The 22599-nt window shown below is 54.8% G+C and carries 23 protein-coding genes; 11 read left to right on the top strand and 12 right to left on the bottom strand.

Going from position 1 to position 22599, the window contains the following annotated elements; genetic code table 11:
- Positions 1-200 precede the first annotated feature (200 nt).
- Positions 201-1292: a hypothetical protein gene (locus tag AC0L7R_RS10905; RefSeq protein WP_473656910.1), complete on the top strand. Its 1092-nt coding sequence runs from the start codon at positions 201-203 to the stop codon at positions 1290-1292.
- 77 nt (positions 1293-1369) lie between these two features.
- On the opposite strand, the gene AC0L7R_RS10900 is transcribed toward AC0L7R_RS10905, so the two are convergent.
- The 6 genes from AC0L7R_RS10900 to cysG all read right to left on the bottom strand — a co-directional run bounded on the left by AC0L7R_RS10900 (position 1370) and on the right by cysG (position 6827).
- Positions 1370-2218 (bottom strand): ferredoxin--NADP reductase, encoded by an 849-nt coding sequence (locus tag AC0L7R_RS10900; protein ID WP_473656908.1) that lies wholly within the window; start codon positions 2216-2218, stop codon positions 1370-1372.
- A 70-nt stretch (positions 2219-2288) separates the two neighbouring features.
- Positions 2289-2711, bottom strand: coding sequence for a DUF934 domain-containing protein (locus tag AC0L7R_RS10895; RefSeq protein ID WP_473656907.1), 423 nt, complete (start codon positions 2709-2711; stop codon positions 2289-2291).
- 68 nt (positions 2712-2779) lie between these two features.
- Positions 2780-3469 (bottom strand): phosphoadenylyl-sulfate reductase, encoded by a 690-nt coding sequence (locus AC0L7R_RS10890; protein WP_473656905.1) that lies wholly within the window; start codon positions 3467-3469, stop codon positions 2780-2782.
- Entirely contained in the window at positions 3459-5126 is a 1668-nt protein-coding gene (locus tag AC0L7R_RS10885; RefSeq protein ID WP_473656903.1) for a nitrite/sulfite reductase, read from the bottom strand. Before AC0L7R_RS10885 ends, AC0L7R_RS10890 begins: the two co-directional genes overlap by 11 nt.
- Before the next feature lie 4 nt (positions 5127-5130).
- Positions 5131-5430 (bottom strand): DUF2849 domain-containing protein, encoded by a 300-nt coding sequence (locus tag AC0L7R_RS10880; protein ID WP_473656902.1) that lies wholly within the window; start codon positions 5428-5430, stop codon positions 5131-5133.
- Positions 5430-6827 (bottom strand): siroheme synthase CysG, encoded by a 1398-nt coding sequence (gene cysG, locus AC0L7R_RS10875; RefSeq protein WP_473656901.1) that lies wholly within the window; start codon positions 6825-6827, stop codon positions 5430-5432. Before cysG ends, AC0L7R_RS10880 begins: the two co-directional genes overlap by 1 nt.
- Before the next feature lie 138 nt (positions 6828-6965).
- Here cysG and AC0L7R_RS10870 point away from each other — a divergent pair, with 138 nt between their 5' ends.
- Positions 6966-7427, top strand: coding sequence for an Lrp/AsnC family transcriptional regulator (locus tag AC0L7R_RS10870; protein WP_247126893.1), 462 nt, complete (start codon positions 6966-6968; stop codon positions 7425-7427).
- Between the two features lie 83 nt (positions 7428-7510).
- On the opposite strand, the gene AC0L7R_RS10865 is transcribed toward AC0L7R_RS10870, so the two are convergent.
- Positions 7511-8674 carry a cytochrome P450 gene (locus tag AC0L7R_RS10865; RefSeq protein WP_473656899.1) on the bottom strand — a complete coding sequence of 388 codons (1164 nt, stop codon included), beginning with the start codon at positions 8672-8674 and terminating at the stop codon, positions 7511-7513.
- Positions 8675-8849: 175 nt separating this feature from the next.
- Between AC0L7R_RS10865 and AC0L7R_RS10860 the strand changes: the two genes are divergently transcribed.
- From AC0L7R_RS10860 to AC0L7R_RS10835, 6 genes are all read left to right on the top strand, one after another.
- Positions 8850-9683 carry a cobalamin B12-binding domain-containing protein gene (locus tag AC0L7R_RS10860; RefSeq protein WP_473656898.1) on the top strand — a complete coding sequence of 278 codons (834 nt, stop codon included), beginning with the start codon at positions 8850-8852 and terminating at the stop codon, positions 9681-9683.
- Positions 9684-9721: 38 nt separating this feature from the next.
- Entirely contained in the window at positions 9722-11443 is a 1722-nt protein-coding gene (locus tag AC0L7R_RS10855) for an ATP-binding protein (protein ID WP_473656897.1), read from the top strand.
- Positions 11440-12669: a response regulator gene (locus AC0L7R_RS10850; RefSeq protein WP_473656895.1), complete on the top strand. Its 1230-nt coding sequence runs from the start codon at positions 11440-11442 to the stop codon at positions 12667-12669. The genes AC0L7R_RS10855 and AC0L7R_RS10850 overlap by 4 nt, the downstream gene beginning before the upstream one ends.
- 209 nt (positions 12670-12878) lie before the next feature.
- Positions 12879-13895, top strand: a complete 1017-nt coding sequence (locus AC0L7R_RS10845; RefSeq protein ID WP_473656894.1) for a DctP family TRAP transporter solute-binding subunit — start codon at positions 12879-12881, stop codon at positions 13893-13895.
- Positions 13896-14039: 144 nt separating this feature from the next.
- The gene (locus AC0L7R_RS10840; RefSeq protein WP_348107504.1) at positions 14040-14723 is read left to right on the top strand and encodes a TRAP transporter small permease; all 684 of its coding nucleotides are present in this window, start codon (positions 14040-14042) and stop codon (positions 14721-14723) included.
- 3 nt (positions 14724-14726) lie between these two features.
- Positions 14727-16145 (top strand): TRAP transporter large permease, encoded by a 1419-nt coding sequence (locus tag AC0L7R_RS10835; protein ID WP_348107503.1) that lies wholly within the window; start codon positions 14727-14729, stop codon positions 16143-16145.
- A 139-nt stretch (positions 16146-16284) separates the two neighbouring features.
- Here AC0L7R_RS10835 and tpiA read toward each other — a convergent pair whose 3' ends face one another.
- Positions 16285-17028 (bottom strand): triose-phosphate isomerase, encoded by a 744-nt coding sequence (tpiA, locus tag AC0L7R_RS10830; RefSeq protein ID WP_473656892.1) that lies wholly within the window; start codon positions 17026-17028, stop codon positions 16285-16287.
- A 95-nt stretch (positions 17029-17123) separates the two neighbouring features.
- On the opposite strand from tpiA, the gene AC0L7R_RS10825 reads away from it, so the two are divergent.
- Positions 17124-18059 (top strand): 2-oxoglutarate and iron-dependent oxygenase domain-containing protein, encoded by a 936-nt coding sequence (locus tag AC0L7R_RS10825; RefSeq protein ID WP_473656891.1) that lies wholly within the window; start codon positions 17124-17126, stop codon positions 18057-18059.
- Here the strand turns inward: AC0L7R_RS10825 and AC0L7R_RS10820 are convergent.
- The 4 genes from AC0L7R_RS10820 to AC0L7R_RS10805 form a co-directional block, all read right to left on the bottom strand.
- On the bottom strand, positions 18043-18336 hold the full coding sequence (locus AC0L7R_RS10820) for a TfoX/Sxy family protein (RefSeq protein ID WP_473656889.1): 294 nt from the start codon (positions 18334-18336) through the stop codon (positions 18043-18045). The genes AC0L7R_RS10825 and AC0L7R_RS10820 overlap by 17 nt on opposite strands.
- Positions 18333-18695, bottom strand: coding sequence for a HesB/IscA family protein (locus tag AC0L7R_RS10815; RefSeq protein ID WP_247126904.1), 363 nt, complete (start codon positions 18693-18695; stop codon positions 18333-18335). Before AC0L7R_RS10815 ends, AC0L7R_RS10820 begins: the two co-directional genes overlap by 4 nt.
- Positions 18696-18782: 87 nt before the next feature.
- The gene (locus tag AC0L7R_RS10810) at positions 18783-19994 is read right to left on the bottom strand and encodes a glycerophosphodiester phosphodiesterase family protein (RefSeq protein WP_473656888.1); all 1212 of its coding nucleotides are present in this window, start codon (positions 19992-19994) and stop codon (positions 18783-18785) included.
- An 89-nt stretch (positions 19995-20083) separates the two neighbouring features.
- Positions 20084-20446 (bottom strand): SUF system Fe-S cluster assembly protein, encoded by a 363-nt coding sequence (locus AC0L7R_RS10805; RefSeq protein ID WP_247126906.1) that lies wholly within the window; start codon positions 20444-20446, stop codon positions 20084-20086.
- Between the two features lie 342 nt (positions 20447-20788).
- Between AC0L7R_RS10805 and AC0L7R_RS10800 the strand changes: the two genes are divergently transcribed.
- Both AC0L7R_RS10800 and tgt read left to right on the top strand, forming a co-directional pair.
- Complete coding sequence (locus tag AC0L7R_RS10800; protein WP_247126907.1) at positions 20789-20983, top strand: hypothetical protein; 195 nt, start codon at positions 20789-20791, stop codon at positions 20981-20983.
- A gap of 453 nt (positions 20984-21436) precedes the next feature.
- Complete coding sequence (tgt, locus tag AC0L7R_RS10795; RefSeq protein WP_247126908.1) at positions 21437-22567, top strand: tRNA guanosine(34) transglycosylase Tgt; 1131 nt, start codon at positions 21437-21439, stop codon at positions 22565-22567.
- Positions 22568-22599: the final 32 nt, after the last annotated feature.

Genomic DNA, 22599 nt, shown 5'->3' with positions numbered 1-22599 from the left:
ATGGTCTTTATCCTTTGGTCGTTAATCTTATGACTGGGGGCAACTTAATGTGCATAGGGTGCAGCTTCAACCCGCAAAAATAGGGCGATGTGGACGAAATTCCCCGTATGCGTAGACTTTTACTTATCTGTAACATCTGACATACGACGACCGAGTCTCAATCGTGAGACAAGTACTTTGTTGTGGAGAGGGAACACCCAATGAGAGCGACAATCATTATCATCGTGGCCGCAGTGCTCGGCTTTTTTGGATACCAGATGGGCGTGAACGGGAATAACCCGTCGCAAGCATTGGGCCTAAGCCCGTCATCTGCTGAAGTTGCAGCGCAAGAAGCTGCTGTTGCGGCGGAAGAAGCTGCAGCCGCTGCTGCAAAAGCTGCCGAAGAAGAAGCGGCTGCTGCCGCTGCCGAAGCAGAAGCCGCCGCACTGGCCGCTGAAGAAGAAGCTGCGAAAATGGCTGAAGAAGAAGCCGCACGCGTTGCAGCCGAAGCTGAAGAAGCCGCCGCCGCCGCTGCTGCCGCCGAAGAAGCCGCAGCTGAAGAAGCAACCGCTGCCGCCGAAGAAGCTGAAGCTGCTGCCGCCGAAGCAGAAGCCGCCCTTGAAGCAGAAGCAGAAGCGGTAGCTGAAGAAGCTGCTGCAGTTGCTGCTGAAGCCGAAGAAGCCGCCGCCGCTGAAGCTGCAGCGCTGGAAGCAGAAGCCGAAGCCGCTGCTGCCGAAGCAGAAGCTACCGCCGAAGCCGCTGCCGCTGAAGCAGAGGCTGCTGCAGAAGAAGCCGCCGCTGAAGTAGAAGCCGCAGCCGAAGAAGCTGCTACCGCAACAGAAGAAGCTGCCGCTGACGTTGCTGCAGAAGTCGACGCTGCGACTGAAGACGCTGCCACTGCAGTTGAAGACGCTGCTAATGCGACAGAAGAAGCTGTTACTGAAGGCGCAGCCGACGCTGCTGCCGAAGTTGAAGGTGCCGCAGAAGCTGTTGAAGAAGCCGCAACAGAAGAAGTTGCGACTGAAGAAGCACCAGAAGTGACTGCAGAAGATGCAGAAGTCACAACTGCCGAAGAAGCCCCAGCGGCAGACGCGACTGTTGAAGCTGACGCAGAAGTATCCATGACTGATCTGCTGACTGTCGACGGTTTCGATTTCGACAAAGTTCAGGAAATGCTGGACGGTTCTGAACTGGGTGCGTTGCAGAAAACAGCCCTGACAACCGGTCTGAACGCTGTGAAAGACAACCCAGAGCTTCTGGAAGGTGTTTTGTCACAAATCAAGGACGCCCTCGGCATCCCAGCTGCGCAATAAGCAGCGAAAAACACAGACAAAAAAGGCCGCGTCAGCAATGACGCGGCCCTTTCTTTATTTTGTCGAGTGTTAGTGGATCAGCCGACGAAGGCTTTTTCGATCACGAACTCGCCCGGCTCGGAATTTGCGCCTTCATTCAGGCCTGCTTTTTCCATCAACGCCTTGATATCCAAGTTAAATGCCAAAGACCCACACACCATCGCGCGGTCCACAGCTGGATCAAGCGGCGGGATTCCAAGATCAGTGAACAATTCACCGTTTTCGATCAACGTCGTGATCCGGCCCATCTTCGGGCTCTCTTCGCGGGTCGTCGTGGGGTAATACTTGATCTTCGCGAGGTTCTCTTCGCCCAGCAGTTCGATCATCATTTCGTCTTGCTTGAGGTTTTCGATCAATTCGCGACCGTAGGTCAGTTCTTCAACATCACGGCAGGTGTGGGTCATGATGATTTCATCATAGTTTTCATACGTCTCTGGCTCGCGCAGCAGGGACGCAAACGGTGCAAAACCTGTGCCAGTCGCGAAGAAATACAAACGTTTCCCGGGCAGCAGCGCATCGTGAACCAATGTGCCCACTGGTTTTGGTTTCAGAATGATCTGATCGCCAACCTTGATGTGCTGCAGCTTTGATGTCAGTGGGCCTTCCGGCACTTTGATCGAATAGAATTCCAGTTCTTCATCCCACGACGGGGACGCAATGGAATAAGCCCGCAACAACGGACGCTGTTTGCCGGTTTTTGGATCAGGATCGCCCATCAGGCCGATCATCACGAACTCACCAGACCGAAAGCGCAAAGACGCAGGACGGGTCACGCGGAACGCGAAAAGGCGGTCAGTGTAGTGTTTCACGGAAGTCACCGTCTGCGCATCGGGCAGGGCGGGAACGGCTTTGGCGGTTGTTTCGGTCACAGGTGTTTGCTCTGTCATAACTCAATTGGCGGCCTTGATAAGACCGCCCTCCGTATTCATCATTGATCTGTATCAGTAAAGGGCTGCGTTAGCCGCGCATGCGGGCTTGGTAATCGTGGGCTTTCCAGTCGGCGCGGGCCAACCATTGGTCCTCGGGCTGGCGTGCGGCGAGATCCGCAGGGATTTCCACTTCGTCAAAACCGGATCGACGCGCCATGGCATATTGATCGGCCAGAACATGGCCGCGGGCGCGCAGGCGGCCCTTGAAACCCAAACGGCGCAGTTGCGCAGCCAGCGTAAACCCGCGCCCGTCTGTGGGTGCAGGGAAGTCGATGCGGATCATCGCGGCGTTGGTCAGGCCGTTCAGCGCAGTCGGGGCTGTATCAGACGGCAAATCGATCCCTTGCGGGCAGTCATTTGCGGGCGTGGTGTCCAAGTCGCGGAACCCGCAATCCCAATCATCTGCGACAAAACCGGTGTCCACGACAATTACTGTCTTTTCTTCTGACATCATTCGTTCCTCTGGGCGCTTGGCCCGTCTTTCATCTGTCCATAACAATTCATCTTTGGGACCAAGTCCTAAAAATGAATGCCGCATTCCGTTTTCTCGGTGCCTTCCCAACGCCCTGCACGGGGATCGTCGTCCACGCCAACAGCGTGGGTACAAGGCTGACACCCGATTGATGGATAGCCTTTTGCGACAAGCGGGTGGCGCGGCAGATCGTGATCGTCCATATAAGCGGCGATCTCTGTTCGGCCCCAACTGGCAAGCGGGTTTACCTTGATCCGTGTCGATCCGGCTTCTTTTTCGAAAACGGGCAGTGCAGCGCGCGTGCCGCTTTGGTAACGTTTGCGGCCCGTGATCCAAGACCCATAAGGTTTCAGAGCACGTTCAAGCGGTTCTTTCTTGCGCAAGGTGCAGCAAGCATCAACGTCAGCCTGATGCAGCAGACCTTCACTGTCACGTTCGAGCAGTGCGGCGCGGGACGGTGTGATCACTTGCACATTGGTCAAGCCAAGATGGGCAGCGACTTCTTTTTGGTAAACCAACGTTTCATTGAACAGCATCTCGGTCTCGATAAAGATCACTGGCGTCGTAGGATCAATTTCGGCAACCATGTGCAACAAAACAACGCTTTCCGCACCGAAAGAGCTGACCAAGGCTGTGTCGCCCATGCGGACGTCGTCCAAAACATGTTTCAAAATGGTCTGCGGCGTGCTTTTCGCATGCAGCAGGTTTTGACGTTCTGCGATTTCCTTAAGCGGCATTTTGAGCGGCCTTTTCTGGGTACAGGATGTCTTTGAATGGCTGTGCGCCAAGACGGCGGTAGGCTTGGATGAACGTCTCGTCCGCGTCGCGGCGGATATCCATGTAGCCCAAAACCAGACGTTCAATCGCAGGCACAATGTCGTCCGCGCTAAAGCCAGGGCCTGCGCGTTCGCCAATTGCTGCGTCTTCGGTGCCGTCGCCACCCAACGTGATCTGGTAGTTCTCAACACCCGCACGGTCGAGCCCGAGGATGCCGATGTGACCCACGTGGTGGTGACCACAAGCGTTGATACAGCCGGAGATTTTCAATTTCAGCGGACCAACTTCATGCTCCAGTTTCAGCTCGTCGAACCGTGTCGCTATCTCTTGCGCGATCGGGATCGAACGGGCCGTTGCCAACGCACAATAGTCCATACCGGGGCAGGCGATGATATCGCTGATCAGGCCGATATTTGCTGTGGCCAACTGGCCTTCGCGCAGCGCGTTGTAGATTTCCGGCAGGTCCGACTTGTGAACGTAAGGCAGGATCACGTTCTGTTCGTGCGAAATACGCAATTCATCGTGGCCATACTTTTCCGCCAGTTCCGCCATCAACCGCATCTGATCTGCAGACGCATCGCCCGGTGTAGCACCGTGGGCTTTCAACGAAATTGACACAATCGCGTAATCCGGGTTTTTGTGCGCGGCAAGGTTGGTGTCAGCCCAAGACCGGAACGCAGGGTTTGCAGCTTTGTATGCGTCAAACGCATCGGTGCCAGCAGCTTTGAAAGTAGGGGCCGCAAAATGCGCTTCAATCTCGCGCAGCATCACCTGATCCACACCGCTGAATGTCGGGCGGATATCGGCAAAGCGATCTTCGACAAGGCGCGAGATTTCTTCGATCCCGTGCTCATGCACCGTGATCTTGATCCGCGCTTTGTATTTATTGTCGCGACGGCCCAGCAGGTTCCATACAGAGACAACGGCTTCCACATATGGAAGCAGATCAGCCTCTGGCAGGAAGTCGCGCAGGACCTTCCCGATCATCGGTGTCCGGCCAAGGCCACCACCTACGAAAATACGGTAGCCGCGTTGACCGTCTTGTTGGACAACCTGCACAGCCACATCGTGGGCACGCAAAACAGCACGGTCATTCTCGGCGCCAGATACTGCAATCTTAAATTTGCGGGGTAGCGCTTGGAATTCAGGGTGATCTGTTGACCACTGACGTAGCAGTTCCGCAACTGGACGCGGATCAGCAATTTCGTCACCAGCCGCCCCAGCAAAATGGTCAGCGGTCACGTTCCGGATCGTGTTGCCAGACGTCTGGATCGCGTGCATTTCCACATCAGCAAGCTTTTCAAGGATCACCGGTACATCTGCCAGCTTTGGCCAGTTGTACTGAATGTTTTGGCGCGTTGTGAAATGGCCATAGCCCTTGTCAAAGGTCTCAGCGATATACGCCAGCTGACGCATTTGACCGCCATTCAGCGTTCCATACGGAATGGCGACGCGCAGCATGTAAGCGTGCAATTGCAGGTACAGACCATTCATCAAACGGTATGGTTTGAATTCGTCCTCAGTCAAAGACCCATCAATTCGGCGCTCTACTTGGCCCTTAAACTGGGCGACACGTTCACGGACAAAGGCTTCGTCGAAATCATTGTACTTATACATGGGTTTACACCTCTGCCTGTTTGCCGTGGAAATAGTTGGATGGACCGCGCGTGCGGAACGCTTCGCGGAAATGGACAGGCTCTGGCCCGTTTTCGCCTTGCTTGGCATCGGCCAAGTAAGCGCCAGTGATTTGATCTTTTTGCGCTTGGGCTTCGATCAGACGCAGATCAGCGTGGGCTTCGTCTTCAAGGAATTCAGCCTTGGAGATATCGCCAGTCCATGTGCTTTCAGCGGTGAACCACACTGCATCGCCTGACATCAGGTGATTGGTTGTGATGACCTTTGGTGTAAATTGACGGGCCATTATGCGAACTCCTCAAGGGGTAAACTGTCTGCGGCGTCCATCGCCGCACGCGGGGCAAGCCCGTAAAAAGTGATTGCCGGACCGCGCAAGTTGGCGCGTGTCAGGGTGGGTTCCAGATCGGACAACGTGGTCGCGATGATCTGTTGATCCGTGCGGCTGACGTTTTCGATGATTGTGATAGGCGTCGCTGGATCGGCACCATGCATGAGCAGGCGACCTTGGATGAAACGGGCGGATTTCTTGCCCATATAGATCGCAGCAACTTCGCCGTTCTGGGCCAGCGCACGCCAATCGTGGTCGGCGTAGCCCTTGGTGTCGTGGCCAGTGATGAAACGCACCGATGAATTGCGATCACGCTTTGTCAGGCTCTGGCCGATGTTGGCGACAGCAGCAGAGGCGGCAGTAATACCGGGCACAATACGCCAGCTGATTCCGGCGGCATCGCAAGCGTCGATTTCTTCGTCGAGACGGCCAAATACAGTCGGGTCACCTGCTTTCAAGCGGACAACGTGGTGGCCCTTCACGGCGTGTTCCACGATCAGAGCGTCAATATCGCCTTGCGCCATAGCAGGACCAAAACCCGTTTTGCCCGCGTCAATGATGACAGCTTCACGACGGGCGAGTTCCAAGATTTCAGGCGTCACAAGACGGTCGTGGATCACGACGTCTGCCTTGTCCAAGGCGTTCCGTGCTTTCAGCGTCAACAGTTCCGGATCGCCGGGACCTGCGCCGACGAGATCAACGTGACCAGCTTTCTCGGTGGTCATGATGTGTTTATCAAGCAGGGCTTCCAATGTCGGAATAACTGCCGATTGACCATCAGCTTCAACGGCCTTTGGGCCAGCGTTGAAGTAGAAGTCAGACCAGAAAGTGCGGCGCTTGGCGCCCATTGGCAGAACCTCTACCGCAGAACGGAAGGTTTTTCCGATACGGGCAAGCACACCAAGGGACGCAGGAAGCTGTGCCTCAATATCAGCCTTGACCTTGCGGGCAACGACAGGAGCCGCGCCTTCGGTGCCGATGGCCACAACAACCGGATCACGGTCCACAATGGCAGGCGTGATGAACTGGCTGTCAGCAAGATTGTCGACGATGTTCACCTTCGCGCCATCGGCATGGGCGATGGCCGCGACGCGGGCGTCTTCTGCGTCGTCTTCGTTCGCCGCATAAAACAACACCGCGCACATTGCGTCGCCGGGTTCCATCGCGCGATTGATCAATGTCAGCTTGCCGTCCGCAGCCCAGCCCTGAATTTCAGGAGAGGCTGTTTCAGCAAAGACAGACACATGCGCGGTGGTCTTCATAATCAAACGCAGTTTCGCCATGGCAGCATCGCCACCGCCCGACAGGACAATGCGGCGACCGGCGACGGCCATGAAGACTGGAAAATGATCCATGATGGAACCTCGTGTGTTTCTTGCCCTCTATATAGAACATTATTCTGGATGTTGCCTATATGAGTGGGTAAGTAAGGACGTGTGTTCTGCTTGCGGGCGGATCTGGGCAACATTTTCTGCAATACGAAGGAATTCGGGATGAACGTGCGGTTAGACGAGGTAGATCGGAAAATTCTCAAGGCGATGCAGCGTGATGCCTCACAAAGTCTTGATGATATTGCCCGAGAAGTGGGGTCTTCAAAGACGCCTGTGTGGAACCGGATCAAGAAAATGCGCGAAGGAGGAATCATTGGCCAACAGACTGTTTTGTTGGACGCAGAGGCGCTTGGGTTCGAGGCATGTTTCTTTGTTTTGATCCGGACGTCAGAACACGAAGCAGAATGGCAGCAAAAATTTCTCGCGGCCCTACAAGCCCGTCCCGAAGTGCAAGAAGCGCACCGTCTGGCCGGGGACATCGATTACATTCTGAAGGTGAGGGTGCAAAACGCGCGGGCCTACGACGAATTTTATCAGGCCCTGATTTCGGAAGTGCGGGTTTTCAACGTCACAGCACTTTTGTCTATGGAAGAGATCAAATCGACGGTCGCGCTACCGCTTTGACGGGGGTTGAAACAAGTGTGCGCTACCGCGCATTCTTGATTTGAGCAGGTTCAGAGGCGCCGTACCCCGCAGGCGGCGCTGGCTTAGGCTGTGACTTGCAGGGCGGTTAGTCCATGGAAATGGTAGACATTGCCATACTGCGGCGGCGCCGCGATAGCGAGGCTAGGACAACGGTCAAACAGGGCCCGCAACGCGATTTTTAGTTCCAGTCGCGCAAGTGGTGCCCCGACGCAGAAATGGATACCGCCGCCAAAACTGGTGTTTTGCTTGATGGGCCGCGACGGATCAAACACGTCCGGATCGGGGTAGGCTAGCGGGTCGCGGTTGGCGGCCGCGAGCATGCAGCCGATCTGATCGCCGCGTTTGAAGTCATGCCCGCCAAGCGAAACGTCTTCGTAAACGTGTCGCGTGAACATGTGCAAAGGCGGATCAAAGCGCAGGATTTCTTCGACACAGCCGTCTGTGATATCGCGATGGCCCGTTTCCAGCAGCGTTTTCGTGCCGTTACCGATAGTATGTACGGTCGCTTCGTGGCCAGCATTCAATAGCAGGATGCACGTCGTGATCAGTTCGTCTTCGTTCAGTTTTTCGCCCGTGTCGCTAGCCGCAATCAGGGTTGATATCAGATCATCAGCCGGTGCTTTGCGTTTGGCTGCGATCACATCCTTAAGGTAAGTGGTGAAATCTAGGGCGGCTGTGCTTGCATTGTCTTCGATCTGACGCGTCCGGCCCGCCTGATACATTGCAACCATTGCGTTGGACCAGTCCAAAAGCTGATCTGCGTCTTCTTCGGGTACGCCCAAAAGGCGTGCGATGATGATCACGGGCAGGGGTTTGGCGAAAGCATTCAGCAGATCAATCGGACCTTCGGGAAACTGATCAATCAGGTGATGCGATAACGCTTCAATCTCTGGTCCAAGGGCCGCAATGCGCCGAGACGTAAAGGCCCGCAATACCTGTCCACGCAGGCGTGTGTGTACGGGCGGTTCGAGTTCCAGCATCGAATGTGCTTCGACCCCATAAAACGGTTTCATGTGATCAGGCACAGGTTGCACCAATTCTGCGGGCTGTTCACGCCCCATCCGTTTGTCGCGCAAAGCCAAGCGCACGGTGTCATACGACATCGCACAGGCCATGCCATATGTGTCCCACCAGACGATTTCGTCCGTATCGCGGACCTGTTTGTAAGTCGGGTATGGATTTTGGACGAATTGAGGGTCAGTCGGGGATTGATCGAAGCGTTTCATGGACACTCTGTGCGCGGTTTTTTCGGGCGGTGCAATGCAGAACTCTTGATTTGTGCGACCTTCTGCCGCACCCTTGAGTTGAAACATTCTGATAAACATTTCCAACGGGATGCTGCGAAGGCAATTGCTCCTTCCTGTGTCCCCTCATACGTTGACAAACTAGCTGGGGAACGGGATGGCGCAAAAGCCATTGAATAAGCAAAACACTAATATCGACATAGATGCTTACGAAGACGCTGACGTTGCGTTTCGACTAGCAAACGAACGATTTGAACCGGGATTGGTCCAAGATTTGGCGCGCGAAGTTGTGCGGCGGTTGGCGTTTCGGCTGTCTGACACGGAAACCGCATCGGCAATGCCGGATCATGCCGAAATTGAGCGGTTCTGTGAGGCACTTCTATCCAGAAACGAACGGGCGTCTGACCAGATTATCCTAAGCGCAAGGGCGGATGGGGTTCCGCTCGAGGTTGTTTATTTGGGGTATATCGCGGGTGCTAGTCGCCGCTTGGGACAAATGTGGGAAGCTGATGAGGCGTCGTTTGCCGAGGTCGGTCTCGGGACAGGGCGCCTGTACCGCATTATCCGTGGGCTGAGACATGCGATTGGTCCTGTCATCCTAGAAGGGCGAACACGGACGTCTGCCTTGTTTGCGCTGCCACCGGGCGAGACACATACGCTAGGGATCGAAATTGCAGCAGACATGTTTCGCAGAGATGGCGGGCATGTCGATGTATGCATTGGGCAGTCCCATGACGAGATAATGGCACTGTCTGATCAACGTCATTACAGCGTCATCGTCCTGGCCGCGAATTCGGACCGTGTGGTCGCACCATTGCTGCAGTTGGCAGTTGCTTTGCGTATCTCGCAGCCGCTGACACCTTTTGCTTTGGCCGGTAATCTGGTCATTCAGAACCCTGAAATCCAAAAGTTGGTGGGTGCTGAATTGGTGCTGGAAGACATCAAAACTGCGATCCCAACCCTGCAACAGATCATCAAGTCTGATAACTGACCCTTCCTATTTCGGCGTGTCCTTCCTATCAGGTTGGTATGTTTGGTCCGATTTTATCCCGCAGCATACTTACGCTCGCCTTCGTGACGATGACCGCAATCGTGTGCGGCGGCGTTTGGTCATTCGGTTATGGGGCAGCGGTTGACCAGCTTGAAAAGCGGGGCCGGGCTGATTTGGCCCTTGCGGCATCGCGACTAACCGGAGAATTACAGCGGTTTCGCAGTCTGGCTGTCCTGACTGCGGACCGCCCCGAAATTATGGCGATCTTGCAGGGGACCAGCAGCCCGCAGGTCAGCGGACTTTTACGCGAGATGGCTGACAAAACCGGATCGCTTGATATCCTAATTGTCGGGGCCGCGGGCGAGGAAATTCTGTCCTCTTCCGAAACCGTTGGCGTAGATCACGCGCAGCGCCCTTATTTCGAACGCGCAATGGACGGCGCACTTGGCGTCTACCACTTTGTCGATCCACGCTACGACCGCCGTGTCTTTTACTTCGCCGCACCGGTTTTTGCGGATGCTGGACCAGTTATGGGTGTCGTGATTGTCGCGGTTGATGTGGGCGTTGTGGAAACCGCATGGCGCGGCGATGAATTGGCGGTTTTCTTTACGGATGAACTGGGCGTTGTCTTTATTTCGAACCGATCAGAACTGGTGTACCGGACAAAGGAATCCGACATCCGCATGGTCGGCCAAAGTGCGGAATATCCGACAGGGCTGATCACTCCATTCGTACGACATAATGAAAAACAATTCCGGTCGTTTGAGGTCTGGGAAATAGACGGCGGCCGGTATTTACCTGAACAAGCGCTGCATCTGACCTTGCCAATGCCTGTGATTGATCTTGTCGGCGAGGCATTGCCGGATCTCGCACCCGCCCGCCAACTGGCCTACCTGCAAACGATCGCAGCGGCGGCGATCATGCTGGCCTTTGGCGCTGTGTTGTTTTGGGTGACTGAACGGCGCCGCACCTTGGCCTTCGCAAACGCGGATCTCGAGCGGCGGGTTGCCAAACGCACCGCCGAATTGGAAGCGGTCAACGCGGATCTACAACGCACGCAAGCGGAACTTGTTCAGGCGGAAAAACTGTCAGCACTTGGGCAAATGTCAGCAGGCATCAGTCATGAGCTGAACCAACCGTTGATGGCGATCCAATCCTTTGCAGAAAACGGCACAGCATTGATGCAGCAAGGCAGATATGACGTTGCAGATCAAAATCTCGGCCGCATTTCTGACCTTGCGAGACGTATGGCGCGGATCATCCGCAATTTGCGCGCCTTTGCACGTAACGAAAACGAACCACTGGTCGATGTTGATCTGGGCGCGGTCGTGTACGAAACGCTTGACATGTTGGCTGCCCGTTTTGCCAAGGAAAGCGTTGTCGTCAACTGGACACCGCCCAAAATGCCCGTCCATGTGCGTGGCGGCGAAGTGCGGTTGCAACAGGTTGTTCTCAATCTGATGACCAACGCCGCGGATGCGATGGATGGCTTATCGCATCGGCAATTGGATGTAACGGTGACGCAAGCACACAAAACAATCCTCAGTATCCGCGACACGGGACCAGGTATCGCCGAGCCAGACCGCATTTTTGATCCGTTCTATTCAACCAAATCAATCGGGGCGGCAGAGGGCATGGGGCTGGGACTTTCGATTTCTTATGGGCTTGTGCAAAGTTTCGGAGGCGATATCCAAGGCCGCAACCACCCCGACGGCGGGGCAGAGTTTTCAGTGATGCTACAACCGGTAGAAACGACATGACCCGCAAAGTGCTGATCGTTGATGATGATAAAGAAGTGCGCGATGCGTTGGGGCAAACGCTTGATATTGCCGGACTGCATCCGATCTTGGCATCAGCCTTTATCGCGGCAAAGGACCATATCACGCCGCAATTCGAAGGCGTGATCATCTCGGATATGATGATGCCGGGGCGTGATGGTTTCCACCTATTGGACTATGTGCAGCAGGTTGATGCAGACCTGCCGGTAATATTGCTGACGGGACAGGGCGACGTGCCGACTGCGGTCAAAGCGCTGGATGCAGGGGCCTATGCGTTTTTAGAAAAGCCTTGCGGGCCGCGCGATCTGATGGCGGTTGTCGAAAAAGCCCTGACCGCACGCGACGAGATCATCAAGGGCCGTGAAATGATGCGGGATGTGCAGCAGGGTGATGCGGCATCTCGGATGCTAATCGGTACGTCCGAACTGGCCAAAGCCATGCGCAATCGCGTGCGGGCGGTCGCAAAATCGCGGGCCGAGGTCGTCGTCACCGGCGAACCGGGTGCCGGCACATCAAAGGTCGCGGAAGTCATTCATCTTTTGTCCGCAGCGGCACGCGATCCATTCGTGAAACGGGCAGGGGCGGCTCTATCGGTGGACGCATTGGAACAAGCGATCACCGCAGCGGACACTGGCACCTTGTTCATCGATGAAGTGGGCAGTTTGCCGATGGCAAGCCAGTTCTATCTTGCTGAACAGCTGGATAGCGGGATCAAAGCGCGGGTTATCGCTGGCAGCACGCATGATCTGGACGGGGAAGTTGGCGCGGGGCGTTTTCACGGCGATCTTTTCTATCGTTTGGATCTAATGCGTTTGCGGATACCGCCCATTCGGGAACGGTCCGAGGATATCCCAATTTTGTTCCGCCACTTTGTCGGGCAGGCCTGTGAACAGGCAAACTTGCCGATGCCAAATATCACGGCCGATGTGACCGGGCGGCTAATGGAACAGGATTGGTCGGGCAATGCGCGGGCGTTGATGAATGCGGCGATGCGTTTCGCGATGGGTCTAAGTGAAGTTGAACCGAGCGAGACACTCGGGCTGAATGCGCAGATCGCCCAGATCGAGAAGTCGCTGATCGTGGATGCTTTGCGGCGGTGCAACGGACAGGCGACGGAAACGGCAAAATTGCTGCAACTGCCGCGCAAGACATTTTACGATAAGTTGTCCAAGCATGGACTGCGGGCAGAAGATTTCCGCCGCATGTAGTGTGCGGATTTCCGCACAGTTAACGCTCACGGCTGTGTGAGATTCGGGACAAACGGTTATACCCATGCGTGCGCTGCGTGCGTATCGCCCTGTAAAAGCACATTTTTCGATCACTTGACGAAAAAGTTGTTGGGGGCGGCAAAACACTGTCTGATCTGCGCAAGGTTGTCGTGTGACGACGACCAAAAGGTTCCATGGGAGGAAAACCAATGAAATTCACGAAACTCGCAAGCCTGATTGCAGCCGCTTCTATTGCGGCCTCTGCTGCATATGCTGAAGGCGGTCCTGCGGGCTGTGACGACGGCGAAGTTGTGATCAAGTTTAGCCACGTTACCAACACTGACCGTCACCCAAAAGGGATCGCGGCATCCTTGTTGATGGAACGGGTCAATGCTGAAATGGACGGTTCCATGTGTATGGAAGTGTTCCCATCGTCGTCTTTGTACAACGATGACCAAGTTCTGGAAGCGATGCTGCAAGGCGACGTGCAGATGGCGGCACCGTCCCTGTCCAAGTTCGAAGCCTTCACAAAGCAGTTCCGCATTTTCGATCTGCCATTCATGTTCACAAACATCGAAGCTGTTGACGCATTCCAAGTGTCTGAAACTGGCCAAGCGATGAAAGATTCCATGCAGCGCCGCGGCCTGCAAGGCCTTGAATTCTGGCACAACGGCATGAAGCAGTTTTCTGCGAACGTGCCACTTGAAGCGCCAACAGACGCCGATGGCCTGAAGTTCCGCGTACAGACCTCTGACGTTCTTGTCGCGCAGATGGAAGCACTGGGTGCGTCTCCGCAGCCAATGGCGTTTTCCGAAGTTTATGGCGCGCTGCAAACTGGTGTTGTGGACGGTCAGGAAAACACATGGTCCAACATCTACGGCCAGAAGTTCTTTGAAGTTCAAGACGGTGTGACTGAAACCAACCACGGCATCATCGATTATCTTGTTGTGACATCTGTTGATTTCCTCGACAGCCTTGAGGATGCGCAGCGCGATCAACTGACAACAATCCTGCGCGAAGTGACTGAGCTGCGTAACGGCGAAGCCTTTGCTGTGAACGAAGAAAGCAAAAACGCGATCGTTGAAGCAGGTGGCGTGGTGCGTCAACTGTCCGCAGAACAGCGTGCAGCTTGGGTTGCAGCGATGAAGCCTGTTTGGGAGCAGTTCGTTGGTGATGTTGGTCAAGAAAACATCGATGCAGCACAGGCAATCAACGAAAGCCTGTAAGGTGATGCCTCGTATGGTATGATGAGGTGACGCGCGCGGCCTTGCCGCGACGCCCCACCCACCATCCCATACAGCCATTTGGGCGACCCGTGCCACTTGATGCGGGTCGCCTTTTTTAAACATGCGACAGGGGGGGACAAAACCATGTCAGCATCCAAGCCAGAGCCAACAGGCTTTGCAAAAATAATTGATACCTTCGAGGAGAACTTTATCGCCGCATTGCTAGGTTTGATGACGCTTGTCACATTCGCCAATGTTGTGTTGCGGTACGGGTTCGGGGACAGCCTGTTATGGGGGTTAGAGACCGTTCTGATCCTGTTTGCATGGCTCGTTTTGTTCGGGATTTCCTACGGGTTCAAAAAGACGGCGCATTTAGGCGTGGACGCCGTTTTGAACATTGTGGCTAAACCGACCCGCAAAATTCTTGTGATGATTTCGGCGCTATGTTGCATCGCCTATGGTGGCCTGATGATGAAAGGCGCATGGGATTATTGGGCGCCGTTCGGTGGCATGTACAAGACCGAAGGCCGCGTGATCCCGACCGGGTTCGACGAAAAGACCCGTGATCAGGCGTGGTACGAAACTGAACAGGTGCCGATCCCGTTTGCGAAGACCTATCTCGAAAACACCTTCAACATGGGTGAGGAATACGAAAAGCTACCGCGGTTTATCCCATACGTGATGCTGCCGATTGGTGTGGCATTGATGCTGTTCCGGATTCTCCAAGCTACCCGCAGGATTTGGCGTGATCAGGACGAAAGCTTGATCGTCAGCCATGAAGCAGAAGAAGCCGTCGAAGAAGCGGCCCACTTGAACAGGGACGCCTAAGTCATGGACGTTATTCTATTATTCACGATGATTATCGGCATGCTGCTGATTGGTGTTCCGATCGCTGTATCGCTTGGTCTGTCGTCTATCATCTTCCTATTGGCGTTCTCTGACACGTCGTTGGCATCTGTCGCACAGTCGCTGTATCAAGCGATGGCAGGGCACTATACCCTTCTTGCGATCCCGTTCTTCATTCTGGCCTCGACGTTTATGTCGACGGGCGGTGTGGCGAAACGGATCATCCGCTTTGCGATTGCCTGTGTGGGGCACCTGCAGGGTGGTCTCGCCATCGCGGGTGTTCTGGCCTGTATGATGTTTGCAGCTTTATCCGGCTCATCGCCTGCGACTGTTGTAGCTATCGGGTCCATCGTGATCGCAGCGATGCGGCAGGTGGGTTACACCAAGGAGTTCGCGGCAGGCGTGATCTGCAATGCGGGTACATTAGGCATCCTGATCCCGCCATCTATTGTGATGGTTGTTTATGCGTCGGCCACGGATGTCTCTGTGGGTCGCATGTTCTTGGCCGGTGTTATTCCGGGCATCCTTGCAGGCACTATGTTGATGGTGGCGATCTATGTGATTGCCCGCATCAAGAACATGCCAAAGGGTGAATGGAAGGGCTGGACCGAGATTTTTGCAAGCTTGAAGGACGCGCTTTGGGGATTGCTTTTGATCGTGATCATCATGGGCGGTATCTACGGCCACCCTTGGGTTGATTTCAGCGAAGGCCTGCATTGGAAACCCGGGGCCTTTACGCCAACCGAAGCTGCTGCTGTTGCCGCTGTTTATGCGTTCATCGTTGCGACTTTCATCTACCGCGACATGGGACCACTGGCGACGCCAGAAGGCGAAAAGCCGATTTCACTGTTCCGCAAACCTTGGGCTTTGGTCACGGCGTGGGTCCACGCCGATACACGCAAGACCCTGTTTGAGGGCGGCAAGCTGACGATCACGCTGATGTTCATCATTGCGAATGCGTTGATCCTAAAGCACGTGCTGACGGACGAGCAGATCCCGCAACATATCGCAGCTGCGATGCTCGACGCGGGGCTAAGCTGGTGGATGTTCCTGATTGTGGTCAACGTAATTTTGTTGATCGGTGGTCAGTTCATGGAACCATCAGGATTGATCGTGATCGTCGCACCACTGGTGTTTCCGATTGCCATCGAGCTGGGCATTGATCCGATCCATTTGGGCATCATTATGGTCGTGAACATGGAGATCGGGATGATCACGCCGCCTGTTGGTCTGAACCTTTTCGTGACATCCGGTGTGGCGGGGATGCCAATGATGGCCGTGGTGCGCGCAGCACTACCGTTCTTGGCTGTGTTGTTCGTGTTCCTGATTATGGTCACCTACATTCCGGCGATTTCGACCTATTTGCCGACAACCTTTATGGGACCGGAGATCGTGATCAGGTAAAAGGCGCGCTTCCGCGCATTTCTGATTTGAGCAAGAATAAAGGCGACGCTTCATCTGGAGCGTCGCCTTTTGGTTTTGATGCAGTGCCGCCTCCGGTGGGGATATTTTTGACCAAAAGAATTGGACGTTTCGTGGCGTATCAGGCGTTTTCGAGGGCTGTGATGATGGGGGAGAAGTCCGCCGCCGTTAGGCTTGCCCCGCCTACCAGCGCCCCGTCGACATCGGGAACCGCGAATATATCGGCTGCGTTGCTGCCCTTGACCGACCCGCCGTAAAGCACACTGAATTGGTCTCCGTCGCTGAAACGCGCTGTCAGCCGCGTCCGGATATGGGCGTGCACTTCGGCGATTTGATCGAGCGTCGGAACTTTGCCGGTACCGATGGCCCAAACGGGTTCGTACGCGATCACTGTATTTGCGGCCGTAGCCGTGTCCGGGACGGAACCAGCGAGTTGGGTATCAAGGACCGCGAGGGTCGTACCGTCTTCGCGTTCACCTAACGTCTCACCGATACAGATAACGGCGGTCAGCTTTGCGTCGTAGGCTGCCTGTGATTTCGCCGCAATTTGTGCATCTGTTTCGCCGTGATCTGTCCGACGTTCGGAATGGCCTGTAATCACATATGTGGCGCCAGCTGCTGCGAGCATATCAGCGCTGATATCGCCTGTGTGTGCGCCTTTGGCGTTAGCATGGCAGTCTTGGCCGCCGATAGCGACCTTGTGGTCTGCGACAGTATTTGCTGCTTGTGCGATCAATGTGCAGGGCGGGCAGATCAGAACGTCGACTGTTGGCGTGTCGTGGGTTTGTGTCAGCGCCGTCAATTCCGCCAGTTCTGCTGGCGTCCCGTTCATTTTCCAGTTTCCAGCGGCAAGTTTCCGGCGCATTGATCTCTCCTTGGTGTGTGTTGCGGCTGTGGTATCAACCTTGCAGCCTGATGCAAAGTCTATCATGACGGGCACCAACGATAGGAGACCCCGAGATGATCCCACGTATTGATGCCGCAGCGCTGATCGATCCGGCCCATCCGGGCCATGCAGAGGCGCGCGATCAGGCCGTGTCCGGTGCCGCAGATATCGGTTTTTTGACTGTCTACAATACACCGATCAGTGCGGACACAGTACGGGATGTGATTGAGACGTACGGTTCGTTTTTTCACCTGCCTGCCTCGGACAAGGCGGCCTATGATATGGCCAAGACAGGATCAAACCGTGGATGGGGCGCGCCGGGGTCTGAGCAGGTCGATCCTGATGCAAATCCTGATTACAAACAGGTGTTTGACTGTGGTTTGCCTGTGGCAGAGCGCGAACCGTTGGGTGCGTTGAAACTGCCCGCCTATGCGCCGAATGTCTGGCCTGACAAACCGGAGGGCTTTGCCGACACATTGCGGGCCTATTACCGTGAAACGGTGACCTTTGCGCTGAATCTGCTTTGTGCCATTGCGGATGCGGTTGGTGAGGATGGCGCTTATTTTCGCGATAAATTCACGCATCCGATGGCGCTTTTGCGCGGGAATTTCTATCCGAAACGCCCTGAGTGGGCGACGGACAAGGATTTCGGGATCGCCACGCATACCGATTATGGCTGCCTGACATTGCTGGCCACCGATGGATCACCTGGGTTGGAGGTGCGCAAACGGGGTGGCGGTTGGATACCTGTTTCAGCCCCTCCGGGAGAGTTTGTGATCAACTTTGGCGAAATGCTCGAGATGTGGACGGAGCGCCGGATTGTCGCGACCCCGCACCGTGTCATCGGGACCGAAGCGGAGCGAATTTCGGTGCCTTTGTTCTTTAATCCGAACCATGATGCAGATGTGGCACCAAATGGCGGCGAGCCAATCAACGCAGTCGATCATTTACAAAAGCGGTTTAACGAGACCTACGTTCACCTGAAGGGCGCGGTCAAGCCAAAGCCATAAGGGCCGTGCGTGCCGCAGCGCACGCTGCGTCGGGATCATCCAATAAATCCTCGGGCACTGCGTAGTAGGGCATGTTGTGAAATTGGTCGGTTCGGCTGTCGAACAGGCCGATAGGGTCTTTGGTTTTCAGGTAAAGTTGCCCATCGCTGGATTGCAACGCAAAGACTGTGCCGTCGTGATACAGACACATGCCGCCGAACATTTTGCGGGTCGTCAGCGCACCAAGATCGGCAAACAGATCAACGGCGAAAGCAATATCGCCGTCGCTCAGACTCATGCGGCGTCGATAGTGTCACTGAATTTGATGCTTTCGCCACAGCCGCAGGCGTCCACGACGTTGGGATTGCGGAACTTGAAGCCTGCTTCAAGCAAAGACACCTCGTAGTCGATTTCAGTGCCGAACAGGAACATCTGCGCCATCGGTGCAATCATCACACGTGCGCCGTCTTGTTCGACAACTTCGTCCAATGGGTCAACTTCAGACACATATTCCATCGTGTACTCCATGCCTGCACAGCCGCCTTTCTTGACGCCAATGCGCAAACCCTGTGACCCGTCCTTGGTCATCAGTTTCGCGATCTGTGCGGCGGCTTTGTCTGTGATGGATACGGCTTGCTTGCCGGGAATGCCAAACATGGGGTGTCTCCTGCGTTATCCCCAAAATAGGCGGGGTGAGGGGCCAACACAAGGTGCGGCCCCTGACCAAATGATCACAATGATGCGTTAAAGACCCATGCAGTTCGCATAATAGGTCGTCGTGGCTGGCCAATCAGAGAACATACCAGCGATTCCAACGTCTTGTGCGAGAACATCCAAGACCGCGAAATAATCACCATCTTGGCTGATTTGATCCGTAACCGTTTGATGGTACCAGCCACCACCGTTGCCCAACGGACCAGAACGTTCCAACGTCCACGTCACAATTTCCAGTTCCGCAACTTTCGCAGCAGTTGCAAGCGCGGACGGGACCATTACACCGTTCTCAACCGACAAGAGCATCCACAGCGGTGGTGCGATGTAATTGATGCCCATGTCTTTCAATTCGGCCATCGTGTTTGGCCATGTGGACGGGTCTTGTGGTGAATATCCTTCGATATCGTATTCATCCATCAAGTATACCGCTTGCGCGCCGAATTCCGGTTCGTTTTCAATCCAGTAAAGCACGTCTTCAAGGTTGAAAGACTGGGCCCAAACATCTGATGCCGGAATGCCTGCATCTTTATATTCGTTGATTAGGGCTTGCGCGTAATCCTGCTGTGAAAAGCCGTTGTGCGGCATTTCTACGGATGGGGATTTCAGTTCCGGTGTGAACTTAGCGCCAAGATCGCGGAACAGAGCAATGCTTTCCGCATGAGTCATAAGAGTAGCGTTTTTGGCGTAAAGATCGGTGCGCCAGTCTGCAGTACCGCCGAGATAGTCTTCGGCTGAGGTCGCAGCGCTGTCTGCGGCATCCATTTTCGGGCGCAGCGTTTGGAATTCGGCAAGTGTCAGATCGGATGTCCGACATTCCGCAGTCGCAGATGCGTCGCCTTGGGCTGGGCTAAAAGGCGTGGTGCATTTCTGACCGAGCTCGGTCGCCACGATATTTGTTGTTGTATGCAAATCGTTTTGGGCATGACGACAAACCAGTTGGTGGTCGGCTGTGAAAGTCACGTCACATTCCAGGATGCCTGCACCCATTTGCGCGGCTGCCACGTTCGATTCGACCGTGTGTTCAGGGAACATCAACGGGGCACCACGGTGGCCGATTGAGAAATCAGTGCGGGTGGGCGTTTGATCTGCACAGGACAGCAGTTTGTCTTTGAGTGCGCCGTCGGCCATCTGACTGATCAAATAAGCGGGGCGGGGGCCGTATGTCAGGCCAGCGTTTGTATCAGCGATTGCCGATGACCCAAGTAGTGCTGCAGCAAGCAGTGTGGGTGTCGTCAGTTTCATGTCTTCTTCCCTATGCAAAGATGGGCACGGGGTAGAAGCGTTATGTGACGGTTATCGGATGGTTTCGTTAATGTTTCGTGACAAGCCAGTTACATGAAGCCGAGTTCAAGACGCGCTTCGTCAGACATCATGTCCATGCCCCACTGCGGCTCGAACGTCATTTCCACATCAACGTGTTTCACGCCGGGCAACGGTTCGATTGCATCCGCAACCCATCCCGGCATTTCACCCGCTACAGGGCAACCCGGTGCAGTCAGTGTCATGATCACGTTCACGGCGTTATCTTCTGCGATATCGATCGTGTAAATAAGACCTAGATCGTAAATGTTCACTGGAATTTCGGGATCAAACACCGACTTACAGGCCATGACGATGTCATCATACAACGGGTGATCCGTGCTTGATGGCGCGATCAGTGGCGCGCCTTCCATCGGTGTGCTTGCATCTGTCATGAGCTTGGTCCTGCTTAATCCTGACCAATCATATAGGGTTAGGCGCAGGGGGCGTAAAGGGGGCGGTCGCGGCATTCTTTTGCAATGTTTCAGTCGCACGCGAGGTATGACAATGCCCGTTAAAAACTTGCGTTTTGCATCAAAAAACATGCCCGAATCGGCGATAGGTGCTGAATCCTGTCAAGATGCTCTTTTGAGTCTGGGACCGAAAAGTGCATGTTTTAAGGGGTTTTCGCAAAGTTGACGTAGCGTAGGGGGAAAGCAGTGCATGGCTTCCCTTTTTCAGGACCAACCCATTTCGTGCACCTTGAGGACACACAGTAAACCTAAAGGAGACAACGCATGTACAACGCATCACACGCTACGATGAATTCTCAGTTTCCACTTATCCAACAAGACATGATTGCACGTCTGTCTGCCGAAGCGGACGAACGGTTGGCACAACGACTGCCGAAAGCTGCGCCGCGTAAATCAAACTGGCTGACCTTTTCGTTGTCGAAGACGGTTCTGCAAATGGGATGGCCCTTCACGTCCTGATTGACAGATGGCTATCCGTAAGATGGACCCGCACCGAAAGTGCCAATGCGGGTCCCGTTGTGTCAGGGCGTCTTACCGCCGTTACGTTAGTTCATTCGTTACGTTCGTCATCATTGCATCAGAATGATGATCAGCCCTGCTGCGCAGGCAAGCAATTCGAATGGTGGGCAAATCGTGGTTAGCCGCACTTGTGTTAATCTACGTGTCATACTCTCGCCTTTTCGTTTGAACACTGGTGACCAGTGAAGGTCCCGCGCTTCTTGTTTTCTAGTCCCTCAAACTTGAATCCCATTTGTGTTCAAAGTGCGGCACGATGCCCGATGTTCGGGGTATCTTTAGAGAGCCAGCATATACGTTTGTATTTGCTAACCAATTATCCGCCGATCTGCGGACACCTGTTTCGCGTCGCCGTGACGTCTTGGCATTTTTGTAATTTTGGATCATGTGGGGCGCATGACAGATCGTTTTTCATTTTCGCTGAACCACACTGATGGTCGCGCCCGTACGGGTGTGATTTCAACGCCGCGTGGTGACATCCGCACACCAGCATTTATGCCAGTGGGCACTGCCGCCACTGTGAAGGCGATGATGCCTGAAAGTGTGGCCGCAACGGGCGCAGACATTTTGCTGGGCAATACGTACCATTTGATGCTGCGTCCAACTGCAGAACGGATCGATCGCCTTGGTGGCCTTCACAAGTTCATGAATTGGGACAAGCCGATCCTGACGGATAGTGGCGGTTTTCAGGTGATGAGCCTCGCCGATCTGCGCAAGATGTCCGAAAAGGGCGTTCAATTTCAGTCCCATATCGACGGCTCCAAACATTTCTTGTCGCCTGAGCGGTCAATGGAAATTCAGAAGCTTCTCGGTTCTGATATCGTCATGTGTTTTGACGAATGCCCCGCGCTGCCTGCCGACCGGACAAGGCTCAACGAGTCTATGCAAATGTCAATGCGGTGGGCGCAGCGATCCCGCGATGCCTTTGGGGATCGGCCGGGACATGCGTTGTTTGGTATCCAGCAGGGTGGTCTTGAAGAAGACCTTCGCGAAGAAAGCGCGAAAGCCCTGACGGACATCGGTTTTGACGGCTATGCTGTGGGCGGTCTGGCTGTCGGTGAAGGCCAAGAGGCCATGTTCGGCTGTCTTGATTTCGCGCCGGAACAGCTGCCTGTCGATAAGCCGCGCTATCTGATGGGCGTCGGCAAGCCTGACGATATCGTTGGGGCCGTGAAACGCGGGATCGATATGATGGATTGTGTGCTGCCGTCACGGTCAGGGCGCACCGGCCAGGTGTTTACGCGCAACGGCGTGGTCAATATCAAGAACGCGCGGCACGCAGATGATCCGCGTCCTCTGGATGAAGCCTGCACATGTCCCGCCTGTTCGAAATATTCACGGGCATATTTGCATCATGTTTTTCGGTCGCAAGAAATGATCTCGGGCATGCTGCTGACGTGGCATAACCTGCATTACTTTCAGGAAATCATGCAGGGCATGCGCGACGCGATTGCAGCCGGGACCTTTGCAGCATGGGAGGCTGATTTCCATGCAGGCCGTGCGCAGGGCGATATCGAACCATTGTAGGGCCGATGACAGATTGGGCGGGGGCGTCACGA

This window comes from Yoonia sp. D2-7, from assembly GCF_055809435.1.
The sequence above is the reverse complement of the archived record's forward strand: the minus strand, read 5'-3'. Positions and strand labels throughout refer to the sequence as shown.